24 protein-coding genes are annotated in these 24,004 nt (G+C 62.2%); 4 read left to right on the top strand and 20 right to left on the bottom strand.

Annotated features, from left to right (window positions below; genetic code table 11):
* Window positions 1–5 precede the first annotated feature (5 nt).
* Window positions 6–470, bottom strand: coding sequence for a YehS family protein (locus ABD806_RS16645; RefSeq protein WP_344959926.1), 465 nt, complete (start codon window positions 468–470; stop codon window positions 6–8).
* Window positions 460–726, bottom strand: coding sequence for an RNA recognition motif domain-containing protein (locus ABD806_RS16640; RefSeq protein WP_344959925.1), 267 nt, complete (start codon window positions 724–726; stop codon window positions 460–462). The genes ABD806_RS16645 and ABD806_RS16640 overlap by 11 nt, the downstream gene beginning before the upstream one ends.
* Before the next feature lie 273 nt (window positions 727–999).
* Between ABD806_RS16640 and ABD806_RS16635 the strand changes: the two genes are divergently transcribed.
* Window positions 1,000–1,371, top strand: coding sequence for a cupin domain-containing protein (locus ABD806_RS16635; protein ID WP_344959924.1), 372 nt, complete (start codon window positions 1,000–1,002; stop codon window positions 1,369–1,371).
* 71 nt (window positions 1,372–1,442) lie between these two features.
* Here ABD806_RS16635 and pyrC read toward each other — a convergent pair whose 3' ends face one another.
* On the bottom strand, window positions 1,443–2,474 hold the full coding sequence (gene pyrC / locus ABD806_RS16630) for a dihydroorotase (RefSeq protein WP_344959923.1): 1,032 nt from the start codon (window positions 2,472–2,474) through the stop codon (window positions 1,443–1,445).
* Window positions 2,475–2,713: 239 nt separating this feature from the next.
* Here pyrC and ABD806_RS16625 point away from each other — a divergent pair, with 239 nt between their 5' ends.
* Window positions 2,714–3,394 (top strand): type 1 glutamine amidotransferase domain-containing protein, encoded by a 681-nt coding sequence (locus ABD806_RS16625; protein WP_344959922.1) that lies wholly within the window; start codon window positions 2,714–2,716, stop codon window positions 3,392–3,394.
* 4 nt (window positions 3,395–3,398) lie between these two features.
* Here ABD806_RS16625 and ABD806_RS16620 read toward each other — a convergent pair whose 3' ends face one another.
* From ABD806_RS16620 to ABD806_RS16600, 5 genes are all read right to left on the bottom strand, one after another.
* Window positions 3,399–4,139: an ABC transporter permease gene (locus ABD806_RS16620; RefSeq protein WP_344959921.1), complete on the bottom strand. Its 741-nt coding sequence runs from the start codon at window positions 4,137–4,139 to the stop codon at window positions 3,399–3,401.
* Entirely contained in the window at window positions 4,136–5,086 is a 951-nt protein-coding gene (locus ABD806_RS16615) for an ABC transporter ATP-binding protein (protein ID WP_344959920.1), read from the bottom strand. The genes ABD806_RS16620 and ABD806_RS16615 overlap by 4 nt, the downstream gene beginning before the upstream one ends.
* Window positions 5,083–6,234 (bottom strand): ABC transporter permease, encoded by a 1,152-nt coding sequence (locus tag ABD806_RS16610; protein WP_344959918.1) that lies wholly within the window; start codon window positions 6,232–6,234, stop codon window positions 5,083–5,085. Before ABD806_RS16610 ends, ABD806_RS16615 begins: the two co-directional genes overlap by 4 nt.
* Before the next feature lie 223 nt (window positions 6,235–6,457).
* Complete coding sequence (gene osmF / locus ABD806_RS16605) at window positions 6,458–7,375, bottom strand: glycine betaine ABC transporter substrate-binding protein OsmF (protein WP_344959917.1); 918 nt, start codon at window positions 7,373–7,375, stop codon at window positions 6,458–6,460.
* Window positions 7,376–7,491: 116 nt separating this feature from the next.
* The gene (locus ABD806_RS16600; RefSeq protein WP_344959916.1) at window positions 7,492–11,565 is read right to left on the bottom strand and encodes a hypothetical protein; all 4,074 of its coding nucleotides are present in this window, start codon (window positions 11,563–11,565) and stop codon (window positions 7,492–7,494) included.
* A 353-nt stretch (window positions 11,566–11,918) separates the two neighbouring features.
* On the opposite strand from ABD806_RS16600, the gene sstT reads away from it, so the two are divergent.
* Entirely contained in the window at window positions 11,919–13,139 is a 1,221-nt protein-coding gene (gene sstT, locus ABD806_RS16595; protein ID WP_344959915.1) for a serine/threonine transporter SstT, read from the top strand.
* Between the two features lie 65 nt (window positions 13,140–13,204).
* On the opposite strand, the gene ABD806_RS16590 is transcribed toward sstT, so the two are convergent.
* The gene (locus ABD806_RS16590; RefSeq protein WP_344959914.1) at window positions 13,205–13,585 is read right to left on the bottom strand and encodes a DnaJ family domain-containing protein; all 381 of its coding nucleotides are present in this window, start codon (window positions 13,583–13,585) and stop codon (window positions 13,205–13,207) included.
* 102 nt (window positions 13,586–13,687) lie between these two features.
* On the bottom strand, window positions 13,688–14,152 hold the full coding sequence (locus tag ABD806_RS16585) for an Lrp/AsnC family transcriptional regulator (protein WP_344959913.1): 465 nt from the start codon (window positions 14,150–14,152) through the stop codon (window positions 13,688–13,690).
* Between the two features lie 140 nt (window positions 14,153–14,292).
* Here ABD806_RS16585 and ABD806_RS16580 point away from each other — a divergent pair, with 140 nt between their 5' ends.
* The gene (locus ABD806_RS16580; protein ID WP_344959912.1) at window positions 14,293–15,222 is read left to right on the top strand and encodes a DMT family transporter; all 930 of its coding nucleotides are present in this window, start codon (window positions 14,293–14,295) and stop codon (window positions 15,220–15,222) included.
* Window positions 15,223–15,265: 43 nt separating this feature from the next.
* Here the strand turns inward: ABD806_RS16580 and ABD806_RS16575 are convergent, their stop codons facing one another.
* The 10 genes from ABD806_RS16575 to ABD806_RS16530 all read right to left on the bottom strand — a co-directional run bounded on the left by ABD806_RS16575 (window position 15,266) and on the right by ABD806_RS16530 (window position 23,955).
* The gene (locus tag ABD806_RS16575; protein ID WP_344959911.1) at window positions 15,266–16,207 is read right to left on the bottom strand and encodes a PDC sensor domain-containing protein; all 942 of its coding nucleotides are present in this window, start codon (window positions 16,205–16,207) and stop codon (window positions 15,266–15,268) included.
* 198 nt (window positions 16,208–16,405) lie between these two features.
* Complete coding sequence (mnmE, locus tag ABD806_RS16570; protein ID WP_344959910.1) at window positions 16,406–17,767, bottom strand: tRNA uridine-5-carboxymethylaminomethyl(34) synthesis GTPase MnmE; 1,362 nt, start codon at window positions 17,765–17,767, stop codon at window positions 16,406–16,408.
* A 205-nt stretch (window positions 17,768–17,972) separates the two neighbouring features.
* Complete coding sequence (gene yidC / locus ABD806_RS16565) at window positions 17,973–19,631, bottom strand: membrane protein insertase YidC (RefSeq protein WP_344959909.1); 1,659 nt, start codon at window positions 19,629–19,631, stop codon at window positions 17,973–17,975.
* Window positions 19,632–19,634: 3 nt separating this feature from the next.
* Complete coding sequence (gene yidD, locus ABD806_RS16560; RefSeq protein WP_344959908.1) at window positions 19,635–19,883, bottom strand: membrane protein insertion efficiency factor YidD; 249 nt, start codon at window positions 19,881–19,883, stop codon at window positions 19,635–19,637.
* The gene (gene rnpA, locus ABD806_RS16555) at window positions 19,844–20,206 is read right to left on the bottom strand and encodes a ribonuclease P protein component (protein ID WP_116475503.1); all 363 of its coding nucleotides are present in this window, start codon (window positions 20,204–20,206) and stop codon (window positions 19,844–19,846) included. The genes yidD and rnpA overlap by 40 nt, the downstream gene beginning before the upstream one ends.
* On the bottom strand, window positions 20,206–20,340 hold the full coding sequence (gene rpmH / locus ABD806_RS16550; RefSeq protein WP_014290886.1) for a 50S ribosomal protein L34: 135 nt from the start codon (window positions 20,338–20,340) through the stop codon (window positions 20,206–20,208). The genes rnpA and rpmH overlap by 1 nt, the downstream gene beginning before the upstream one ends.
* Window positions 20,341–20,620: 280 nt before the next feature.
* Window positions 20,621–21,373: an amino acid ABC transporter ATP-binding protein gene (locus ABD806_RS16545; RefSeq protein ID WP_344959907.1), complete on the bottom strand. Its 753-nt coding sequence runs from the start codon at window positions 21,371–21,373 to the stop codon at window positions 20,621–20,623.
* A 7-nt stretch (window positions 21,374–21,380) separates the two neighbouring features.
* Entirely contained in the window at window positions 21,381–22,046 is a 666-nt protein-coding gene (locus tag ABD806_RS16540; RefSeq protein WP_344959906.1) for an amino acid ABC transporter permease, read from the bottom strand.
* 5 nt (window positions 22,047–22,051) lie between these two features.
* The gene (locus ABD806_RS16535) at window positions 22,052–22,813 is read right to left on the bottom strand and encodes an amino acid ABC transporter substrate-binding protein (protein ID WP_344959904.1); all 762 of its coding nucleotides are present in this window, start codon (window positions 22,811–22,813) and stop codon (window positions 22,052–22,054) included.
* A gap of 152 nt (window positions 22,814–22,965) precedes the next feature.
* On the bottom strand, window positions 22,966–23,955 hold the full coding sequence (locus tag ABD806_RS16530) for a LysR substrate-binding domain-containing protein (protein WP_344959902.1): 990 nt from the start codon (window positions 23,953–23,955) through the stop codon (window positions 22,966–22,968).
* Window positions 23,956–24,004: the final 49 nt, after the last annotated feature.

The raw sequence follows: 24,004 nt of genomic DNA, 5'->3' as shown, positions 1-24,004 counted from the left end.
GCTGATCAATGACGCAGGTGCAGGGCCAGCCCTTGCAGGAAGTTGCGTAAGAACTGATCACCACAGGCCTGGTAGTGCTTGTGCCCCGGCTTGCGGAACAGGGCGGTCAGTTCCGTCTTGCTGACCTTGAAGCCGGCCAGGGCCAGCATGGCCAGGATATCCGCCTCTTTCAGCTCCAGGGCGACCCTCAGCTTCTTGAAGATCAGGTTATTGATATGTTCTGCCGCGGCGGGGCGAGGGGCGGCATCGCCGTCTTTCGGGCCGCGGCGCTGCAGGATCAGGCCATCGAGGAAGCCGAGGATCTGCTCATCGCCGCAGCTGCGGTAATGGGGTTCCTCTTCCTTGGCCAGCAGGGACAGCAGCTGGGCCTCGGTGAGTTCGATACCGGCCAGCCCGAACAGCTCGATGGCCTGTTGATCGGGCAGATCCAGGGCATAACGGATACGCCTTAATATATCGTTATTGGTCATCGCCGCTCTTCGCCTCGCTTGCCTCTGCCTTTTTCACCCGGATCTTCTGGCCGTCGACTTCCATGCCGTTCAGGCTCTTGATGGCGGCCTTGGCCTGGGAGGGATTGGGCATAAAGGCAAAGCCGAACCCTTTGGAGTTGCCCGTGTTGCTGTCTTTCACCAGGTGAAAGTAGTGCACTAGGCCGTAGGGGGCCAGCAGGGCCAGTACCTTGTCTTCTGTGGTTAGTCGGGACAGTCCCCGGATCATGATTTTCATGCGGTCTCCAGCATCGCGACTGTGTGCAATGCAAGGGTGTGATGGAAAAAAAATAAGTGCGGCTTTGATGGCGCAAAAGGGCCGCGAGTGTAACAGGTTAGTGGGGTGGCGTCTGCCCCGTTCGGTCCGGCCCATGAGTACAATCTAGCTCATGGGAGCGGGCATATGAAATGATACTGTGGGTCCTGGTGCCATGACGGCGGGTGATTTGGTGCTAATCATCCCGGGGGATAGGGTTGAAGCTGTTCCGAGTCGCATAACAAGGAGACAGTCATGCCGGTTGATATTGATGATCTGGTCACATTTTCCAATCACCCCCTGACCCCCACCGCCAGCGAGCCGCCGCCCGAGCGCCGCCTGGAAGGCACTCCCAAGCAAGGGGTGGCCAATTACTTTACCGATGCCACCGGGCAGCTGGATGCCGGCTTCTGGGAAAGCGAGCCGGGCAAGTGGCATGCGGTGAGTGAGCGCAACGAATTCTGCTATATTCTCGAGGGTCATGTACGCATCGCCGATGAGCGGGGCAACAGCAAGGATTTCCGCAAGGGCGATGCCTTCCTGATCCCCTATGGCTTCAAGGGGACCTGGCAGATCCTCGAGTTCACCAAGAAATACTATGTGATCTTCGTTCCCAAAGATCGCTGAGGCGATGACTCGTCATCGATGACGGGGTTGAAACGCGGCGTTAAGCCGCGTTTTTGCTGCGATCGAGCGATTTACCTGACGGTCCAGTGGATCGCTTCACCGGCACGGATCGGCACCAGCTGGTCGCCGCCCAGGGGCAGGGTTTCACCCACGACCCAGGACTCCTTCACCAGGGTGATGCGGTCTTCGTTGCGGGGCAGGCCGTAGAAGTCGGGGCCGTAGTGGCTGGTGAAGGCTTCCAGCTTGTCCAGCGCACCGGCTTCCTCGAAGGCTTCGGCATACAGCTCCACCGCGGCGTGAGAGGTGTAGGCGCCGGCGCAGCCACAGGCCGCTTCCTTACGGTGCTGGAAGTGGGGGGCCGAGTCGGTGCCCATGAAAAACTTCTTGCTGCCGCTGGTGGCGGCCCGTACCAGCGCCTGCTGATGGGTGTTGCGCTTGAGAATGGGCAGGCAGTAGTAGTGGGGACGAATGCCGCCCGCCAGCATGTGATTGCGGTTGAACAGCAGGTGATGGGCGGTGATGGTGGCGGCCACGTTGTCGCCGGCCTGTTCCACGAAGTTCACCGCATGCTCGGTGGTGATGTGTTCCAGCACGATTTTCAGATCGGGGAAGTCGCGCACCACATCCGGCAGCACGGTGTCGATGAAGGCCTTTTCCCGGTCGAAGATGTCGATGCGGGAATCGGTCACTTCACCGTGCACCAGCAGCAGGGTGCCGGTTTCCTGCATGGCGGCCAGTACCGGGTAGATGTTCTTCACATCGGTGACGCCGGAGTCGGAGTTGGTGGTGGCACCGGCCGGGTATAGCTTGCAGGCCACAATCTTGCCGGTGGCCTTGGCCTTGCGGACTTCCTGCGGATCCGTGTTGTCGGTCAGGTACAGGCTCATCAGCGGCTCAAACCGGCTGCCTTGCGGGCGCACCGCCAGGATGCGCTCGCGGTAGGCCAGCGCCATTTCCGTGGTGGTGGCCGGTGGCACCAGGTTGGGCATGATAAGGGCGCGGCCCAGATAACGGCTGGCATCGCGCACCGTGTCTTTCAGTTGTTCTCCATCGCGCAGGTGCAGGTGCCAGTCATCGGGGCGGGTGATTGTCAGTGTGGTCATAGTCGGCTCGGCGGGTTATCCATTACATCCAGGCCTGTTATTATCCACTTCTTGTCGGGTTTCACCAAACAATGGCGAGATAAAGTCGGCTTTAAGCCGTCAGCGATAAGTCAGATGCATCCAAATCTTCAGGCAAAGGGGGCTGCCGCTCGCTTTCAGCTTTATTGGCGCCGGGGTTGCCTGTTGTTCTTTCGGCTACCCTTATAAGCACGCTTTTTGCGACGAGTTAAGGAGTCGATATGCGTATCCTGATGATACTGACCTCCCACGACCGGCTGGGGGATACCGGCAAGAAAACCGGTTTTTGGCTGGAGGAATTCGCCGCCCCCTATTACGTGTTCAAGGACGCCGGGGCTGTCATCACCCTGGCGTCGCCCAGGGGCGGACAGCCGCCGCTGGACCCGAAGAGTGATCTACCGGACGCACAGACCGATGCCACCGAGCGCTTCCGGGCTGATCCGGCCGCGCAGGCGCAGTTGGCCAATACCCATAAGCTGACCGAGCTGTCCGCCGACGATTTCGATGCGGTGTTTTACCCCGGTGGCCACGGCCCCCTGTGGGATCTGGCGGAGGATGCCGACTCCATCGCCTTGATAGAGGCCCTGGCCGCCGCCGGTAAGCCTGTGGCCGCCGTGTGCCACGGCCCGGCCGTGTTGCGTCATGCCCAAACCAAAACTGGCACCCCGCTGGTGTCCGGTAAAAAAGTGACCGGCTTTACCAACAGCGAAGAGGAAGCGGTGCAACTGACCGGCATAGTGCCCTTCCTGGTGGAAGATATGCTCAGGCAGAACGGCGGCGACTACCGCAAGGCCGATGACTGGCATCCCCATGTGGAAAGCGACGGCCTGCTGGTCACCGGCCAGAATCCGGTCTCCTCCGAACCGGCGGCCAGCGCCCTGCTGGCGTTATTGAAGCACTGACGACTCAGCCCGGCGGCGAGAGCCGTTGTTCGATTCGTTGAAAAATGCCATCGATAACGATGGCGACCAGCGCCACCATGACCCCGCCCTGCAGCACAAAGGCCATGTTGTCGGTCAGCAGCCCGGCAATGATCACCTCGCCGAAGCCCTTGGCCGCCACCGTCGATCCTATGGTGGCGGTGCCTATGCTGATCACCAGCGACATCCTGATGCCGGCGATGATTGCCGGCAGCGCCAGCGGCAGCTCGACCGAAAACAGCTGTTGCAGGGGCCCCATACCCATGCCGCGCGCCGCCTCGATGACACTCCCGGGTACCTGCTGCAGGCCGGTGACGGTATTCTCGTAGATGGGCAGCATGCCATACAGGAACAGCGCCACCAGGGTGGGGGTCAGGCCGAAGCCCAGTGCCGGTACCGCCAGGGCCAGTACCGCCACCGGGGGAAAGGTCTGTCCCAGGTTGGCGATGGCCCTGGCCAGGGGTAAAAAGTCCCGGCCGACGGGGCGGGTAACCAGAATACCACCGCCGAGGGCGACCAGGGTGGCGGCAAGGATGGCGATAAACACCGCCGCCAGATGCCAGAGCAGCAGGTTCAGGAAGCTGTCGCGGGCGTAGATGGCCGGGGCCCGGGCATCGACCAAGGGGCGGAACAGCGGCTCCAGCCATACCATCTGCAGCGTCAGCAGCAGCAGGAGCAGCAAGGGAATCGTCACTCCCAGCCAGCCCTGGAAATACCGGGTCTTCATGTTCTGGCCCCTTGCTGCAGCAACTCGGCCATCGCCACCTGACCTATGACGTCACCGGCGTCATTGACCACGCCGAGCCGCTCGGCATGCTCCCAGATCAACAGTGACAGGGCATCGCGCAAATTGGTGCCGTGGCTGATGGTGGGCGTCGATGGCGGTAGGGTGCCGGCATTCAGGGTGGTCATCACCTCACTCACCTGTTGGATGGTGAGCAGGCGCAGGGCCCTGTCCAGCCCGCCGACCAGGTTTTGTACAAAACCAGCCCGGGGATGACGCAACAGGGCCTCCGGGGTGTCCATCTGCAGTATCTCGCCTTTATCCATTACCGCGATGACATCGGCCATCTTGACCGCTTCTTCCAGGTCGTGGGTCACCATGATGATGGTGATCCCCAGCAGCTTCTGCACCCGTAACAGCTCGTCCTGTAGGTGCTCCCGGGTCAGGGGATCCAGGGCACCGAAGGGTTCATCCATCAACAGCAGCTCCGGCCGGGCGGCCAGGGCCCGGGCCACTCCCACCCGCTGCTGCTCGCCGCCCGACAGCTGATGCGGGTATTTGCCGGCGAAGGTGTCCACATCCAGCTTGAACAGGGTTAACAGTTCGGCCACCCGGGCGTTGATGTCCCCTTTGTTCCAGCCCAGCAGCCGGGGCACGGTCGCTATGTTCTGATAGATGGTCTTGTGGGGGAACAGGCCGACTCCCTGGATGGCGTAGCCAATGCGTCTTCTGAGCTGTTCCGGCGGCAAGGAGGTGACATCCTGATCATTGATCAGGATTTGGCCGCTGCTGGGTTCAATCAGCCGGTTAACCATGCGCAGGGTGGTGGACTTGCCGCAACCCGAGGTGCCGACCAGCATACAGAACTGGCCCGACTCCACCCTGAACGAGAGGTTGTTGACGGCGGCTTGGTTATCAAACCGCTTGCAGAGGTTTTTTACTTCGATCATGGTCTGCCGCCTCTCAGTAGTGCAATCAGGGTATCTATGATGATGGCGAACAGGAAGGCCAGCAGCAGCGTGGGTGCCGCGCCCAGGATCACCAGATCGGTCGCCGTCTGTCCCAGTCCCTGGAAGATATAGGTGCCGAAGCCGCCGCCGCCCACCAGGGCCGCCACCGCGACCAGGCCGATATTCATGGTTACCACTACCCGGAAACCGGTGAGGATCACCGGCATGGCGAGGGGAAACTCGACCAGGTAGAGTCGTTGCCGGGCGCTCATGCCCATGCCGGTGGCCGCTTCCAGCACCTTGGTATCTATCTTGCCGAAGCCCAGCACGGTGTTGCTGACGATGGGTAGCAGCGAATAGAAGAACAGCGCGATCACCGCCGGTGCTGCGCCGATGCCACGGATACCCAGCTCGGCCAGTAGCGGATAGCTGGTCGCCAGCAGGCTGAGGGGGAGCATCAGCAGGCCGAACATGGCCAGGCTGGGGACGGTCTGCAAGATATTGAGCACCGGAAAGACCATGGCTTTCAGGCTGGGTGAGCGATGACAACGCACCCCCAGGGGAATGCCGACCAGCACCGCCGGGATGATGCTGCCGAGCGACAGCTGCAGATGGCGTACCGCCTGGCTCCAGAAGTCGGTCTGATTGTGATATTCCCGCAGCAGTGACAGGGAGTCCCAGTGGCCGGAGGTCAGCAGGGTCATCACCGCCGTCACGATCAGGGTTACCAGAGCTAGCCGGGGCAGGGGGCGTAAGGCCAGCTTGATGGCGGCGTCGGTGATCAGTAGCGCCAACCAGAATATCGCCAGCCAGAAGCTGGCGTTGAGGGAGATCCGGGCCAGAGGATTGGCCTCGATCAGCAGCTGGGATGCGCTGGCACCGACGGTATACATCAGTGAAATCAGGGTCAGAAGGGTCAGCACCAACCGGGTGCGTATTGCCGTTTTGACCAGGGATAGCAGGCTGGTAAGCACTAACATCGGTAGCAGCGGTATCAGGGTGTTGGGGTTGGCCGCATCCAGCAGGCCGATGCTTTGGCCGGGCATGATACGGTTGGGCTGCAGGCTGACGAAGGGCAGGGCGAACAGCGACAGCAGCAGGGCGCAACTGAGGGTGCAGCCGACTTTATCCAGGTTAAAAGACTTCAAAGATACTCCTGGCACATACTTAAAAAACCGCCGATTTATGTCGCAGCCCCCAGAGCGTAAAGGAGGACAAAGGGATCTGCTCCGCCGACCTTCTGTTTCAGGGATGAAACAGAGAGCGTACATGGATGTACTTGCAGCGAGTCGGCGGAGCCGGCCCTTTGGCCGATGCGTACACGTTCAACGGTGTTATTGGCAATCCGAACGCATATTTAATCCGATGGTCTCAGTCCTTCAAAAAGCCCTTTTCGGACAGATAGCTCCTGGCCACCGCCTGGGCGCTTTCGCCGCCGATGGCGATGCGGCTGTTCAGGTCTTGCAGGGTCTTGACGTCCAGTGACGTGAAGATGGGCTCCAGGATGCCGGCGATTTCAGGGTGCGCCTTCAGGGTGTCTTCACGCACTATGGGCGCCGGCGCGTACACGGGTTGCACTCCCTGGTCGTCTTCCATCACCACCAGGCCGACCGAGGCGATGGCGCCATCGGTACCGTACACCATGGCCGCATTGGTATCATCGGTTTGCAGGGCCGCCGCCTTGATGGTGGCCGCGGTGTTACCGCCGGCCAGTACCAGCAGCTGATCGTCGCTTAGGGTGAAGCCGTAGGTCTGCTGGAAGGCGGGCAGTACCGCCGGGCTGGACACGAATTCCGCCGAGGCGGCCAGTTTGATCTTGCCCCCTTGGGTTACATATCGGCCGAAGTCGCTCATGGTATGTAACTGGTTACTATCGGCGATATCCTGGCGCACCGCGATGGCCCAGGTGTTATTGGCGTCGGCGGGGGTCAGCCAGAGCAGCCGGTGGTTGTCATAGTCCAGCTGCTTGGCCAGGTCATAGCCCTGCCGGAAGTTCTTCCATACGGCGTCTTCCTCCCTGTTATGGAAGAAGGCGGCATTGCCGGTGTATTCGGGATAAATATCGATCTCGCCGGAGGTGATGGCCTTGCGCACTATGGGCGTTCCGCCCAGTTGGGTACGGTTTTCCACCTCCAGGCCCGCATCCTCCAGGGCCAGATAGATGATATTGCCCAGCAGGCCGCCCTCGGTATCGATCTTCGAAGAGACGACGATGGGCTCGCCGGCCACGCCGGGCTGTGCCGTCACCATGGCAAGGGTAAAGAGTGCTGAAGTTAGCGACTTTTTCATGTTGTTTTTCCTTGTCTTAAGTGTGGATACCGTCTTGTCCCGAAAGCTATCGGGTACTGTATGGTAAAATCCGTCCCCTGGTAAACCGTAAATCCGCCTCCCGTGCTCATGCCGGTTCAGCTATCCAAATTGTTATTGCCGTGGCCCGGCGGCGCATCCTTGCCGTTTTTCGCGCTGCGCAGCCGGAGCGGACGCCAGATACCCTGACCGGAGAAACAGGCCCAGCCCCAGCGCAGCCAGCGCAGCAGGGCGAAGGCCAGCCACAGGGCCCAGGCCAGCATCAGCAGCCGGTAGACCAGCAGCGGCACCGACAGCACCCAGGCCCGGGGCAGATCGCCGTCGTTTCTGTCCTGGTACCAGTTCAAGCGGTAGGCGCTCGACCCATTGCCGCCGATCTGCATCTCCGGCAGCCCGAGCAGGCCCTGCTGGATGGCATAGAACAGATAGACAAGCGCGGCCCCGGTGAGCAGCACCAGGCCCACCTGCACCAGGTTGAACAGCCGGCCGGCGTCCCCATGCTGCCAGCGACCGCGTGCACCCAGCGCCAGCAGCCAGGCCACCACCACCAGCGCCATCCACGGCGGCACCTGGCTCAGGCCTATGCCCAGCAACAGCCAGTGATGGAAGCGCAGGGGGGTGAACGGCACCCGGCTCAGGGCGAAGGCCAACAGCAGGGTGATGGCCAGCAGGCTCCAGAACAGCACCGCCGGGCCCAGGCGGGGGCCGGCGGCGAACAGGGTCCAGCGGTCCCGGCCCAGCACCAGTTCTATGCTGTTGTTGACGCTGGCGATGTCCAGCTCGACCCGCGGCGTGTGCAGCAGGCTGCCGATGCCTTCGTCATGCCGCCAGTTGAGTTCTATGGCTTGGGACCCCGGGAGCAGCGGCAGGGTCACCCGGCGGTCCTGCTGGCGGATGGGCTGGGCCCTGCCGTCGATGGTGACCGATTGCAGGCTCACCCCCTCGGGCAGCCGCAGGCTGTGCTGTCCGCCCTGGCTGCTGCGCAGCTTGAGCAGCAGGCTGGCATCGATGGCGTGCTTGCCGGGTTGTACCCGCAGCCGGGTACCGTCGATGGTCAGGGTCTGGCCGGCCACCCCTTCGGGACGGCTGATATTCAGCTCGACCCGCTCCCCCGGCCAGGGTCGCCACTCGGGCAGCCAGCTGCCGGCCGGATCCTGATGGTGGACAACCGGTATGCCGCTCGTTTCAAGGTGCCAGATCGGGCCGGTATCGATCCGCCATACCTCGGTCCAGCCGTCGGTGTCGGGGGCTGTCAGGGTGATGGTCGGCGACTGCGCCAGGCTCGATTGCCAAGCCGCCTCCCGCTGGTTGGCGGGCAGGTTGACCAGCACTTTGCCGTCCTGGGTACGGATGCCGTCGGTAAGCACCGACTCACCGGCCAGCAGCGGTATTTCCAGCAGTATGGCAGCGGCAGGCGGGGAGAGGCGTACCACCCGGGTTTCGACCAGCCAGTCCAGATCCAGCCGCAACAGCCGCTCTACCCGTACAAAGGCGGGCAGGGCGCCGGGCTCCAGTGTCCTGAGCTCGGATGGGGCATCCGTCGTCCTGATCCTGGTCAGCTGCAACTGGGCATCGGGCACGCCGCCGTCATGCACCCCTTCGACGGTCCAGCCTGTGGCCTGCACCGCCACCCTGTGGGGGCGCAGGGTCAGCGGCAGCTGGAACCTGTTCTGCTCGGGCGGGGGCCCGCTCAGGCTGACCTGATGGATGCCCGCCGGCAGCTGCAGGTGCAGATCACCGCCGGGGGCGCGCAGCAGGCCTTCGGCCGCCGTGCCGTCCACCAGCACCTGCTCCGGATACCAGTGCATGGCGTTGGCCGGCAGGGGCAGGGCGACCGCCGCCTGGGTATGGACCTCGAGGAGCGCCTCTAGCCGTTGCGGGGTGACCGTCAGCCCCATGTGGGCTACCTGGGCGCAGGCGGGCAGGCAGTCGGGCGGTGCCAGCAGGCGGCTCTTCAATTGCCCGAGCAGCCGGGCATCCGGTATCTCGGCCTGGGCCGGCGGCGGCAGGATCATCAACAGGGGCAGCAACAGGGCCGTCAGCAAACCGGTCTGGCGATAGAATCCGCGACCGGGCGCGTAGTTGAAGCCGGCCATCAGCAGCACCAGCAGGGCCAGCAGCGCCACCCGCAGCAGGCTCAGTACCAAGTTGACTCCCGGAGACAGCAATACCAGGCCGATGTGCTGATCGCGTTGTACCGGGCCGTTCCAGCTCAGTTCTATGCTGCTCCACTGCCAGTCCGGCAGACCGGGACCCGTCTGTATCAGAGCCTTGGGGTCGAGCCGGGGGAGCGGCCTGGAGTGGCTGAGGGAGGGCGACGGCACCGCGTCCTGGCTGTATTGCTCCCTGACCATTTTTCCGGGTGCCGCCGGCAACGGCTGTGCGGTGATGGTCATTTCGTCCATCCGGGCATCGAGTCTGGGCGGCGGACTGACGGACGCGCGCGCCAGCTGCGGGTAGATGGCGATACGGACCTCGGCCACCATAAAGGGGATGGCGATTAGCACCAGTGCCAGCAGGCTGAGGTTACGATAACCGCCGATCAAGGCGCGCAGGCGTCCCGCCGGCAGCACCCGCAGCAGGGCCGTCGCCGCCAGCAGGTGCAGCCATACGAATCGGGGGGCCCCCGGACCGGCGGATTCGTGCCAGATCAGCGTCAGGGTGATCAGGGCCAGCAAGCCCCACCGCCAGCCCCACAGGCGGTAGGTGGCAATGGCGGCGATCAGCACCAGGAACAGGTCCAGCAGGGTCCAGCGTTGCAGCCAGCTGTGGGGGGCGTTATCCATTCCCGAGGAGGAAAACAGCGTCCAGCCGGGGGGCAGATGCAGCCGGGTGCGCAGGCGCTGCAGATCCGCGTCCCAACCCACCGCCGGCAGCCTGTCTATGGCGCCGAGGTAGCGGCTGTCGGCACCGAGGTTGAGGGCACCGCGGCGCACCTCGACCCCGACCTGCTCCGCACCCGGCAAGCGGGTAATAAACTGGGGATTGTCGTCGATGGTTACCCGGCCGAGCGCCAGGGCCGGGGTGGCCTCCAGCCGCCAGCCCCGGGTCATGGTGCCGCTGATCCGGTCCTGCAGCGTATAGCCGCTCCCGTCGAAATCCAGCCACAGCTGCCGCTCCAGGCTGAGCCGGTCGGGCTCGGGATCCGCATCGCCGCGGCGGATGACCCTGAGTTGCATGCTGTCGCCCGGGGCGAGCCGGTAGGCCGGCAGCTCCTGCCAGGGCTGGGGCAGACTGGTCTGGCGCGGATCTATGGCCTCCAGGTTGGCGACCTCCACCAGGCGCAGCTGGTTGAAGGCCTGAAATACCCAGACCTCCTGCTCCGGCCAGGGGGCCGGTGCCGCCGCCAGCGGTATGTGGGTGACCAGGCCCGGATGGCGGCTGCTCAGTTCTATGTTCCAGCGCCCGGGGCGCACCTGCACCCGCAGCCTGCCGTCGGGTTCGAGCCGGGCGGGCAGCCGGCTGTCCAGCCGCAGGGGGATATGTCCGGCGAGCAGCACAGGGCCCAGCACCAACTCGCGCTGCTCCCCGGCCACCTCCAGGCTGAGCAGGGTGGTCACCCGCAGCGGAATGCGGTCTTCCACCTTGCGGTAGACCTGCAGGGTCAGGGCGTCGCCCTGCGGATCCCGGTCGCGTGGCCCGGCATCGCGCTCGCGCAGCCACAGCTGGCCGTTATCTCCCAGGTCCGGCGTTGCTACCGCCTTGCCGTTGATACTGAGCGACACCAGGCCGCTGTCCGAGGTGATGGTCAGGTTTTCCGGCAGGCGCGGCCATTGCCACTGTCCCTCGATCCGGTAGTTGCCGGCGGAGAGCCTGAGCCGTGGCCGGCCCTGGTCGACGGACACCGGCACCGGCTCGCCGTCGACGGTCACCTGCTGCGGCCAGTGCCGGTCGCTGCCGGGCAGGCTGATCCAGCCCGGCTGATAGAGTTGCCAGCGCTGGCTGAAGCGGCCCCCGTCGTCATCCAGCTCCAGGGTCAGCCGGGTCGGCCAGGCACAGCGAAAGGCCTCGCCCTGGTTATGGATAAAGGGGCAGTGCCGCTGTTCCTCGCCGTGCAGCACCCAGCCTATCCAGGGCTGCAGCGGAGTGGGTACTTGCTCCGGGGGCAGGGGCTGGGCACCGGCCGGGGCCAGGATAAGCATCAGCAGGATGAGTGTGGCAATACGGCGCATGGGATCCCCTTCTTGGCTCTGATCTGCGGTGGCGGAACTACCCCGGGAGATCATAAAGCGTAGCAGGGGCGGCAAAATAAGGAGCCAAACGAAAATAGATATCAGGTCCTGTGGTTAATCTACCCGGTGCTGTTATAGACAGGCCCATCATCGGTAAGCCGTGATCAACTTGGTTTTTATTACCGAAAATATGTTTTTAACTGTTCTTATATATCGAAAAGTTAAGTTAATTCAGCCATAAATGTGTCGCTCGTTACAAAATTCCACTTGTTTGGTTTTTTTGTAGCCAGTTCTGCTATAGAGTCGCAGTGTTTTTAGAGTATGAGATGGACTCTGACCCATAAAGGATGACTATGAACCAAACACAACCCCTCTTGCTGCGGGCGGCCAACAGCGGCAGCCTGGTATCCCAAATCCTGATCGGCATTATCGCCGGTGTCCTGCTGGCCAGCCTGTTCCCGGCGGTTGCCAGCTCCGTCGGCCTGTTGGGCAGCCTGTTCGTCAGTGCCCTCAAGGCGGTGGCGCCCGTGCTGGTGTTCGTGCTGGTGGCTTCGTCCATCGCCAGCCACAAGAAAGGCAATCAGACCAATATCCGCCCCATACTGACCCTATACCTGCTGGGGACTTTCACCGCCGCCCTGACCGCCGTGGTGATGAGCTTTGCCTTCCCGACCGAGCTGGTACTGGTCACCAACGGTGCCGAAGCTTCCCCGCCCGAGGGCATCGGCGAGGTGCTGCAAACCCTGTTGTTCAAGGTGGTAGACAACCCCATCAATGCCCTGCTGACCGGTAACTTCATCGGTGTGCTGGCCTGGGCCATCGGCCTGGGGCTGGCGCTGCATCATGCCTCCGAGTCCACCAAGACGGTGTTTAACGATATTTCCAGCGGTGTTTCCAGCATAGTGAAATGGGTGATCCGCCTGGCCCCCATCGGCATCTTCGGCCTGGTGGCCAGCACCATTGCCGAAACCGGCTTCGAGGCCCTGTGGGGTTACGGCCAGCTGCTGTCCGTGCTGATCGGCTCCATGCTGATTATCGCCTTGGTGATGAACCCCGTGATCGTCTACTTCAAGACCAAGCGCAACCCCTACCCGCTGGTGTTCAAGTGCCTGCGTGAGAGCGGCGTGACCGCTTTCTTTACCCGCAGCTCCGCCGCCAATATTCCGGTGAACATGGACCTGTGCAAGCGCCTGGAGCTCCACGAGGACACCTATTCGGTCTCCATCCCCCTGGGGGCCACCATCAACATGGCCGGCGCCGCCATCACCATTACCGTGCTGACCCTGGCCGCGGTCCATACCATGGGTATCCAGGTGGATATGGCTACCGCCCTGCTGCTGAGCGTGGTGGCCGCGGTTTCCGCCTGTGGCGCCTCCGGCGTGGCCGGCGGCTCGCTGCTGCTGATCCCCCTGGCCTGCAGCCTATTCGGTATCTCCAACGAGGTGGCCATGCAGGTGGTGGCCGTGGGCTTTATCATCGGCGTGCTGCAGGATTCTGCTGAAACCGCCCTGAACAGCTCCACCGACGTGCTGTTCACCGCCGCCGCCTGCCAGGCCGCCGAAGACAAGGCCTGAGCCGAGAGTAGAATTTCCCGGTAAGCAAAAGGCCGGTTGGCATTCGCCAACCGGCCTTTTTCATTTCATGATGTTCGCCGGCAATCAGGGTGCCGGCTTCCTGGCTTCCTGGCTGCCGCCTGCCGTTTTACCGCCGTCGGCAGCTGTCTGAAGCGGTCACCCAGGGTCAGCTCCAGCTGGCGGATTCGGCGCTGCAGTTCCGCCTTTTGTGGTGCCTCCACCGTCTCCAGCAGCGCGTGGAGCGCCAGATATTCCTTGCGTGCCTCCAGCTCCGGCGGCAGAAAGCCGCCGTTTTTCAATAACCGGTAACCGGCGCGCAGCCGCTCGGGGACCTGGCTGTCGTCCTCCAGCAGCAGCGGCTTGCCCTCACCGGGCAGGTTATCCAGCTGGCCCTCCCGGCGGGCCTTGTCGATGGCCTGTTCGGCCAGTTGATCGATAAGCCACATGGAACGCCTCCTTGGTCACTATCTGTTTAATCATGGTCGAAACCTGTACCGGTTGGCCAGCGGTGCTATGGTTCGGCGGATGTCGGGGTAGTGGCCCGGCATTTAGAGCGGCAGGGGGCCGTTTTCCTTGACCGCGCGTATGGCGAAGCTGCTGTCCACGGTATTGACCATGGGCAGCTTCTGCAGCCGCCGTACCCACTGTTCGTAGCCCTTGAGGTCGGCGCTGACCACCTGTAGCAGGTAATCGAAGGCGCCGGACACCGTATGGCAGTTGATCACCTCGGGCATGTCCTTAACCGCCAGCTCGAACTGCTCTACCAGGGCGTCCCTGTGCTGGCTGAGGCGGACCTGCACGAAGATGGTGATGCCCAGGTCCAGCCGGTCTTTGTTGAGATGGGCGCGATAACCTTCGATCAGTCCTTCCTGTTCGAAGCGGCGCACCCTTCGGGCGCAGGGAGAGGGCGACAGGCTGACCCGCTCCGACAGCTCGGCGGTGGTGAGGCGGGCATCCTGCTGCAGGGCATCCAGCAATTGGCGGTCGATACGGTCCAGTTTGACGGTAGGCATGGGGTTGGCTCTTTTTTCTTTTATGGTGCTTGTTATTGGCTGAACAAGCTAATTATGATGGATATTGTGACTGAACTTGCCTGCATCAGCCAGGCCAAGGGGCGCACAATCAGGACTTCCATTGCAGGGAGATCCGAGACATGTCCCATACCGCCGCCTTAACCCAGGTTACGCCCCTGTCGACCCATGCGGGTCAGCGCTGGATCGGCTATCTGGCCGCCTTGTTCACCGTATTTATCTGGTCGATATACTTCCTGTCGCTGCGGCTGGGTGCCCTGTCGCCGCTGGGCAGCCTGGATATTACCCTGTTCCGTTATGCCGTACCTGGTGTGTTGCTGCTGCCGCTGTTGGTGGCCCGTCGGGCGCGGCTCCTGATGGTGAATCCGTTGTGGCTACTGGGCATGATGGTGGGCGCCGGCGTGCCGTTCTTCCTGCTCAGCATGTTCGGTATGGGGTTGGCGCCTGTGGTGCAGGGCAGCACCCTGATCCCCGGCACGGCGCCGCTGTTTGTGACCGGGCTGGCGGTGCTGGTATTCCGCCAGCCTCTGTCCGTCTGGCGCCGACTCGGGCTGGGTGCCGTACTGGCCGGGGTGTGCTGCCTGCTGTGGCAGGGCCATCGCGCCGGCGGTGACCTGGGCCTGGGTCAGTTGCTGTTTTTATTGTGCAGCCTGCTGTGGGCCCTGTTTACTATCAGCGTGCGCCAGAGTGGGCTCAGGCCGCTGGAAGTGGCGGCGGTGGTGACGGTGCCCAATGGCCTGCTGGCGATAGGTTACCTGCTGATCGGCCAGACGCCGCTGACCCTGAGTCAGGTACCCATGCACGAGTGGCTGAGCCAGCTGCTGGTGCAGGGACTGATTGTCGGCTTGGGGGCGGGTTTCCTGTTCGGCTACGCCATTCAGCGACTGGGTGCCGAAATCAGTGCCGCCATCGGCTCCCTGACCCCGGTATGCGCTACCCTGCTGGCCTGGCTGTTGCTGCAGGAAAGTATCCAGCCGCTGACCGGGCTCGGCCTGATGCTGGTGACCCTGGGCGTTATCTGCGCCAGCGGGCTGCTGAGCAGGGAGGGATAAGGGCGAATAGCCCGCCAGGCAAGGCGGGCCATGGGAGTACAGGCTAGTCTGCGGCGGTCTGGCTGTCCCGGCTCAGCTTGAGGTAGACCCCCAGGCCGCCGAGCATGGCCACCGCGGCCATCAGCATCCACACCGCGTTGATCAGCTGATCGCCGCCATCGCCGTCGAGCAACGACTTGAACATCAACAGCAGGGCCTCGATAGACACCGCAATGATGATGGCGGCCATGAATCGGGAGATGGTGCGCCGGGTCGAGTCGTGGTGGTGGATGTCCTTGTTCACCAGCACCTCCTCTTCGAGGATGGTCTTGCCCAGGTCGAAGATCGACATCCCCAGGGTGATCAGGATGACGGTGCCGAAGGCCCCGGTCGCGACATTGCTGTCGACATCAAACACCGACAGCAGGGATTCGAATGCCGAGTACAGCAGCAGGGCCGCGACCAGGATCAGCAGGCCGCCGATCAGGCCGTAGATCCACTGGAAGTAGTGGTGGCAGCGAAAGCGCATCTCATCGCCGTTGAGGTAGGAAATCAGGCGTCGCAGGTTGAAGTTGATCACCAGATAGCCGAGATCGCGGCCCTGCTCGTCCACCAGGTGCCGCACCACCGAGATCGCCAGCTGATGGGTGGCGTTCGACAGGTAGGGGTTGGTGACCACGACGGCGTTGGCACTCTGTTTCGCGGCCAGCATGTAGGGGCGCTGGCTGCGGTCGCTGCCCTTGCCTGGCGAGCGGCGCTGCCGTTCGCTCATGGTGGGGCTGTAGGCCGAATCCATCAGCTGGATGCCGTCGCCGTCCAGGCCGTAGAGCAGTTCGACGAAGGGGTAGGCCTGGCTGAGGTAGTCGATGCTCCGCTGCTGGGCTTGGCTGTCCTGCAGCAGTTCCGGCCCGTTCAGGCTGGTCATGATCGACTCCATCAGGCTGTGGATGACGGACTGGTATTGCTGGTACTGCTCCAGCAGGCGGAAGTGGTTGTGTGTGCTCACGGCTGAGAGTTTCTCTGGGTTGTTGGGGTTGATGGCTGAGAGCTCGACTGTAGCGCAAGTGGATGACAGTATTCGATAGCGGAACCGGATTATTGACCGGGATGTGATCCCGCCAGGGGGCTGCGGTCCTGTGCCTGGCTGGCACAGGACCGGGGAGCAGTGCCCGTGCGTTAACATGGGCGGGACGGTAGTCAGGGATTACTTGCCGATACAGAAACTCGAGAAAATCCTGCCCAGCAGGTCATCGGAGCTGAATTCGCCGGTGATCTGCGACAGCTGTTCCTGGGCCAGGCGCAGCTCTTCGGCCACCAGTTCGCCGGCCATGTACACCTCCAGCTGCTCCTTGGCCATGATCAAGTGCTGGTCGGCGTGGTGCAGGGCGTCCAGGTGACGGCGGCGGGCGCTGAAGCCGCCCTCGGTGCCGCCCTGGTAGCCCATGCAGTCTTTCAGGTGGGCTTTCAGGGCTTCGACCCCCATCCCGGTCTTGGCGGAGATGGGGTAGACGGGATGTTCGCCGTCGCTGACCACTGTCATCGTTTCGCCGCTCAGATCCGCCTTGTTGCGTATCACGGTCAGGCCGATATGGGCCGGCAGCCGGTCGACGAAATCGGGCCAGATATCCTTGGGGTGCAGGGCCGCGGTGGTGGTGCCGTCGACCATGAACAGGATGCGGTCGGCCTGGGCGATTTCGCCCCAGGCCCGCTCTATGCCGATCCGCTCCACCGCGTCGGTGGCTTCGCGCAGGCCGGCGGTGTCGATAATATGCAGCGGCATGCCGTCCAGGTGGATATATTCCCGCAGCACGTCGCGGGTGGTGCCGGCGATATCGGTGACGATGGCCGATTCCTTGCCGGCCAGGGCGTTAAGCAGGCTGGACTTGCCGGCGTTGGGCCGGCCGGCGATCACCACCTTCATGCCTTCGCGCATGATGGCTCCCTGGCGCGCCTGAAGTTTGACCTCGGCCAGCCGATCCATGATGCCGTACAGCTCACCGGCGATCTTGCCGTCGGAGAGGAAGTCGACTTCCTCCTCGGGGAAGTCGATGGCGGCTTCCACATAGATCCGCAGGTGAGTGAGTGCTTCCACCAGGCCGTGGATGTGGTTGGAAAACTCTCCCTGCAGCGATTGCAGCGCCGAGCGGGCCGCCTGTTCGCTGGAGGCCTCGATCAGATCGGCGATGGCCTCGGCCTGGGTCAGATCCAGTTTGTCGTTGAGGAAGGCGCGCTCGCTGAACTCCCCGGCCCGGGCCGGGCGCAGGCCGGGCAGGGTGAGGATGCGCCGCACCAGCATGTCCAGCACCACCGGGCCGCCGTGGCCCTGCAGTTCGAGTACGTCTTCGCCGGTGAAGCTGTTGGGGCCCTTGAACAGCAGGGCGATGCCCTGATCCAGAACCCGCCCCTGTTCGTCGGTAAAGGGCAGGTAGTCGGCATAGCGCACCCTGGGCACCTTGCCAAGCACGGCCTGGGCCACGGCCTCGGCCTGGGGGCCGGAAACCCGGATAATGCCCACACCACCCCGGCCGGGGGCGGTGGCCTGGGCCACTATGGTATCGTTCGACATCTGTTCAGTTACTCCACAAATAACTCTGGCGAGGGTAAAGGGATGCGCTTGGCCGACCTTCCGTTTCAGGGGTGAAGCGGGGAGCGTACACGGAGGTATTCACAGCGTGTCGGCGAAGCGTATTCCTTTGCCCTCGGGGGCAGTAAAAAGGCGACCCTGGGGTCGCCTTCAGTGTATTGATTTATGGCGCTAGCGGCCAGTGGCCTCAGGAAGCGGCTTTGCTGTGCAGGCCTTTCTTCTCCAGCTGGCGGAAGATATACCACTGCTGGGCGATGGTGACCACGTTGCTCACCAGCCAGTACAGGGTCAGGCCGGCGGGGAACCACAGGAAGAAGAAGGTAAAGATGATGGGCATGAACTGCATCACCTTCTGCTGCATAGGGTCGGTGACCGTGGTCGGGCTCATCTTCTGGATCACGAACATGCTGGCGCCCATCAGGATAGGCAGCACGAAGTAGGGATCGCGGACCGAGAGATCATCAATCCACAGGAAGAAGGGCGCGTGGCGCAGCTCGACCGACTCCATCAGTACCCAGTACAGGGAGATGAAGATAGGCATCTGCACCAGGATCGGCAGACAGCCGCCCAACGGGTTGACCTTCTCTTTCTTGTACAGTTCCATCATGCCCTGGGACATCTTCTGGCGGTCATCGCCGTAACGCTCGCGCAGGGCGACCAGCTTGGGCTGCAGCATGCGCATCTTGGCCATGGAGGTGTATTGGGCCTTGGTCAGCGGGTACATGATACCGCGTACCGCGAAGGTGGTCAGCACGATGGCCAGACCCCAGTTGACCACGAAGCCCTGCAGGAATTGCAGCAGCTTGAACAGCGGCTGGGCGATAAACCACAGCCAGCCGTAGTCGACGGTCAGATCCAGGTTGGTGGCGGCGGCGGCCATTTCATCCTGCAGCTTGGGACCCAGCCACAGCTTGGCGGTCAGGGTCTGTTCGGCACCGGGGGCCACATCCACCAGCGGCGCCTTGAAGCCGATGATGCCTTCATTGCTCCTGGCCCGGCTGTAGAGCTGGTTGGTTTCCTGCTCGGGGGCAATCCAGGCCGCCACGAAGTAATGCTGCAGCATGCCGACCCAGCCACCCTCGGTGGTCTGGTTCAGGTTGGCTTCACGAACATCCTGAAAGTCGTATTTGGTGTAGCGGGTATCAGTGGTGGAGTAGGCCGGGCCACGGTAGGCCGATGCCATCAGGGCATTGCCGCCTTCGGCATCGGGGTCGACTTCGCTTTGTTTCAGCTGGGCGTAGAGCTGGGCCTGGACCGGCTCGGCACTGCGGTTGTTGATCCGGTAGCTGACCTCGACCAGGTGCTGGTCACGATGAAGGGTAAAGGTCTTGGTAAAGACCACGCCCTGGTCGTTGGTATAGGTCATGGGCACCGACAGGCTGTCCTGATCGGCGGCCAGCTCAAAGGCGGATTGTTCGGCCTGATAGACAGGGCGACCATCGGCACGGGCGTCGGGGCCGTCGCGGCCAATCAGGCCACTCTGGGCAACATGCACAAAATCCGTACCGTTGCGCAGCAGCACGAACTTGTCATCGGAGTTCAGTTCGTCGTCGTGTTCCAGCAGCTCGGCATGCACCACATCACCGCCCCGGGTGTCGATAGACAGCTTGAGGGTGTCGGTGGTGATGGTCACCAGGCGGCGGGCGGCGGACACAGGGGCGTCGGTGGCGGGAATGTCGCCATCGGCCAAGTCCGACTCGGGCACAAAAGCGTCGCTGCTGTCGGTGCCGCTTTGGCTGGCCAGCACCGGTTCAGGCTTGGGCGCTTTATCCGTTTGCCACTGTTGCCAGATGAGGAAGCTCACCAGCAGCAGTGCGATCAGAAGTATATTGCGTTGAGATTCCATAGTTTAGTTTCTTCGCTTGGGTTGCGGGACCGGATCGTGGCCGCTTGGACCTAAAGGGTGGCATTTTAATAGACGTTTGACGGTTAACCAACCGCCTTTTAAAAAACCTTGTAGCCGAATGGCTTCAATAGCGTATTGAGAACAGGTGGGAGTAAAGCGGCACCTGGGTCCAAGCAGGGGACTGATGACCAGCTGATAAAGGCGAATAAGGCCTATGCTGAGCCATTGCAACGGCGAGAGAGCGTGCGCCATAGTCTATCCACCAGCTCGAACAGTTCGTCATTGGGCACATCCCCTATGCCTTTCTTGGCGATCACGACAATGTCAACGGCGGGCAGCTGATGTTGCTTGAGGCGAAAGGCTTCGCGGGCAACACGCTTGATCCGGTTGCGCCAAACGGCACGTTTCAAGGCTTTTTTGGGTACGGCGAGTCCCAGCCTGGGGTGACCCAGTTCGTTTGGTTTGGCAAGCAGTGTGAGATGGGGAGATGCGGCTCTGACGGGGTTGTCGAAGACGTTCTTGAAATGTGCGGGAGTTAACAAACGTAACTCCCGTGGGAAGGTGTGCCTGGCCATTAGGCGCTCAGACGGGCACGACCTTTGGCGCGACGGGCGGCCAGTACTTTACGGCCGTTTTTGGTGGCCATACGAGCACGGAAACCGTGGCTGCGCTTGCGCTTCAAATTTGAAGGTTGAAAAGTGCGTTTCATAGTAGTTATTACCGCTGTGTCAGTTTGCTGTACAGTTTGACCATGAACCCGATAGACGCCTAAACATCACCGAGACGGCCCCACCAAAGAGGCCGAATTCTAAACAGTTCTGAATATAACGTCAATCGACATGGTGTTGATTGACGACCCCGGATGGAAAGTATTTTACCAGCCGGGATCGATCCCGGGATCCTCGGGGATCGCGGGGCAGAGATTATACAGCCCCGTGATACAGGTGCAACTAAAAGCGCAGGGATCCGGATCCCGGGTCGGCGCCCGCTCAGGCGTCGCCGGCCTGCCCCGGCAGCACCTTGCGCAGGAAGGATCGGGTGCGGGGATCGGTCGGGTTGGTCAGCAGCTTGGCCGGTGGCCCCTGCTCGACGATACGGCCGCCATCCATGAAGATCACCCGATCCGCCACGTCCCGGGCGAAGCCCAGCTCATGGGTGACCACCACCATGGTCTGATGCGCCAGCGCCAGCTTTTTCATCAGCCCCAGCACTTCTTCCACCCATTCCGGATCGAGCGCCGAGGTGGGCTCGTCAAACAGCATCACCTTGGCATGGCTGGCCATGGCCCGGCCGATGCCGACCCGCTGCTGCTGGCCGCCGGACAGGGATGAGGGATAGGCGTCGGCCTTATCCGCCAGGCCGATATCCGCGAGGATGCGCAGGGCCTCGGCCCTGGCTTCCTGTCTGGGCCGTTTCCAGACGGTGATCAGGCCCTCGGCGATATTGTCGCGGGCGGTCTTGTTGGCGAACAGGGCATAGTTCTGGAACACGAAGGAGGTGCGCTTGCGCAGCGCTATGGCTTCCTTGTCCGTGTGCCTGGCCAGATTGATCCAGAAATCGTCGATATCCAGGGTGCCTTCTTCCGGCGTTTCCAGCAGGTTCAGGCAGCGCAGCAGGGTGGACTTGCCGGTACCCGAAGGCCCCAGGATCACCACGATTTCGCCTTTTTTAATCTCCAGCTCTATGTTGTTGAGCACGGCCTGGCCGTTGTAGATCTTGGTCAGATTGTGAAGTTTGATCATGGCGGCCCTAATAAGCTGAATTCATACGACGCTCCAGACGGGTCTGGATATGGGTAAAGAAGATCACCACCAGCCAGTAGATAATGGCCACCGCGATAAAGGCTTCAAAAAACTTGAAGCTACTGGACGCCTCTTTCTGGGCCGAGGCCATGATCTCGGCCACGCCCAGGGTAAAGGCGAGGGAGGTACTCTTGATCATGTCGATAAAATAGTTCATCAGCGACGGGGTGGCGATGCGCGCCGCCTGGGGCAGGATGATGCGCTGCATCGCCTGCCAGCGGGTCATGCCAATGCTCAGCGACGCTTCCATCTGGCTCTTGTGGACCCCGAGGATGGCGGCGCGGATCGACTCGGCCATATAGGCGGAGAAATGCAGGGTCAGGCCGATCACCGCGGCGCTGAAGGCATCGAGGCCGATAAATATCGGCATGATCTGCGGCAGTCCGTAATACAGCAGGAACAACTGCACCAGCAGCGGCGTGCCCCGGAAGAAGGAAATAAACAGCTTGGCCAGGGCATTGAGCAGCGGCAGCTCGAAGGTTCTGATCACCGCCAGCACCACGGCGATGATCAGGGCGAACACAAACCCGAGCAGCGCCATTTCCATGGTGGTGCTCAGGTATTTGAGCAGGATGGGAAACAGCGCCAGGGTATAGCCGAGGTCGAATTGCATGGGCGTCACTTGCTGGTGACGTCGACGCCGAGCCATTTTTCAGAGATATTCGCCAGGGTGCCATCGGCACGCATCTCTGCCAGGGCGGCATTCACTTCGGCCAGCAGCGCCTGCTGCTCGGAGCCCTTCACGAAGGGGAAGGCGTTTTCCAGGGTATCGAAGGGCGAGCCGGCCAGCTGCAGGGGCAGGCCGGACTCCTTGATCAACTGGGCCGAGCCGACCCTGTCCATCACGAAGGCATCGATGCGGCCCAGCACCACGTCCTGTTCCAGGTTGGTTTCATAGGTGATGATGTTGATCTCGTTGTCCACATCATGGGCGCGCATCAGCTGTTCGAAGTTGGAGCCTAGGTTGACCGCCACCTTCTTGCCCTTGAGATCATCCAGGCCCTGGATGCTGTCGTTGCCCTGCCGCACCACTATCTGGGCGCCGTCATAGACATAGGGGTCGGCGAAGTCGTATTTGGCCAGGCGTTCCGGGGTGATGGTGATCTGATTGGAAATGGTGTCGATGCGGCCGGTTTCCAGCATACCGAACAAGCCGGAGAAGTTGGCGGTGACAAACTCCACATCATGCCCGGCGCGTTTGCCGATTTCATTCCAGACGTCGACCTCGAAGCCCTGCAGCTCATCCTGTTTTACGAAGGTGAAGGGGAAGTAACGACCGGACATGCCGACCTTGATGGTATCGGCCAGTGCGGCTGATGTGCTGGCCAGGGTGCTCAGCAGCACAAGGGCGGTAACCAGGCTCTTCAGTGGATGACGCATAATGTTCTCTCTATCGGTGGTGGCTGCCGGCTCCTAAAGAACCAGGTCGGCAAGTGAAAGACGTATTTTTAATAAAGCATAACCGGAATGGCCAGTGCTATCTTTGGTAAAATGCCAGATTGTTGAACCAATGTGGCATTTTTGTCCGATATTCAGAATAAATCGTTGGCCGGGTCCGGTGGCAACGAGTCCTGGGGGGCGTTGTCCCGGGCGGGGCCGGTTCGTTCGCTCCCGTCATCGAGCAGCCAGCGGATGAACTGGCGGGCCGCCGCCGAGGTATGGCGGTGACTGGGTTCCATCAGGGACAGAAACCCCTTGCTGGGCATGTATTCGGGCAGGGCCTGAACCAGGGAGCCTTCCTTCAGATAGGGCGCCAGCAGCTTGGACCAGCCGAGGGCGATGCCTTGTCCGGCCAGGGCGGCCTGCATCAGCAGCTGGTAGCTGTTGGCCCTCAGGGTGCGCCTGGGAGCCTGATAAGGCTCTCCGACCGCCTGAAACCAGTCTTCCCAGGTCAGCCAGTCGTGATAGAAGTCCTCCACCACCAGCATGCTGTGCTGTTGCAGCATCTGCTGGGGGCTGGTCACCGGACCGGCCTGCAGCAGATAACCGGCGCTGCACACGCAGATGACGTCCTCCTGCTCGAACAGCGGGGTGATGTGGACCCCCTCCGGGGCCATTTCACCGGGGATCTGATAATACAGCGCCAGATCGAACTCGCTCAGATCGAGTCGGCGGGGATCTTCCATGGTCAGGATGCGGATATCCAGCTGGGGACAGGCTTGCTGCAATTCCGGCAGCTTGCGGGTCAGCCACATGGAGGCCACGGTCGGGCTGGAGGCCAGGGTCAGTTGCAACGAGCCCTGGCGCCGGGTCAGGGCGGCGGTGCCGCTGGCCAGCTCCCGTAACAGGCGTTGCACCAGGCGGAAATAACGTTCCCCCGCCGGGGTGAGTTCCACCCCCAGGGCATCCCGGCGAAACAAGGGGCGGCCCAGGGACTCTTCCAGCCGCTTGATTTGCCGGCTGATGGCGCTCTGGGTCAGGCTGAGTTCATTGGCCGCGTGGGTGAAGCTCTGACTGCGGGCCGCCGCTTCGAAGGCCTGCAGGCAGTTAAGGGGAGGTAGGGGCTTGATCCGTTCGGACATATAAGCTTCCTGCGGCTGTCCTGTACTGATAAACCCTTACCTTACTCCG

It is taken from the genome of Zobellella aerophila, from assembly GCF_039539325.1.
Taxonomy (GTDB): Bacteria; Pseudomonadota; Gammaproteobacteria; order Enterobacterales; family Aeromonadaceae; genus Oceanimonas; species Oceanimonas aerophila.
This window is presented reverse-complemented; position numbering and strand designations above follow the sequence as displayed.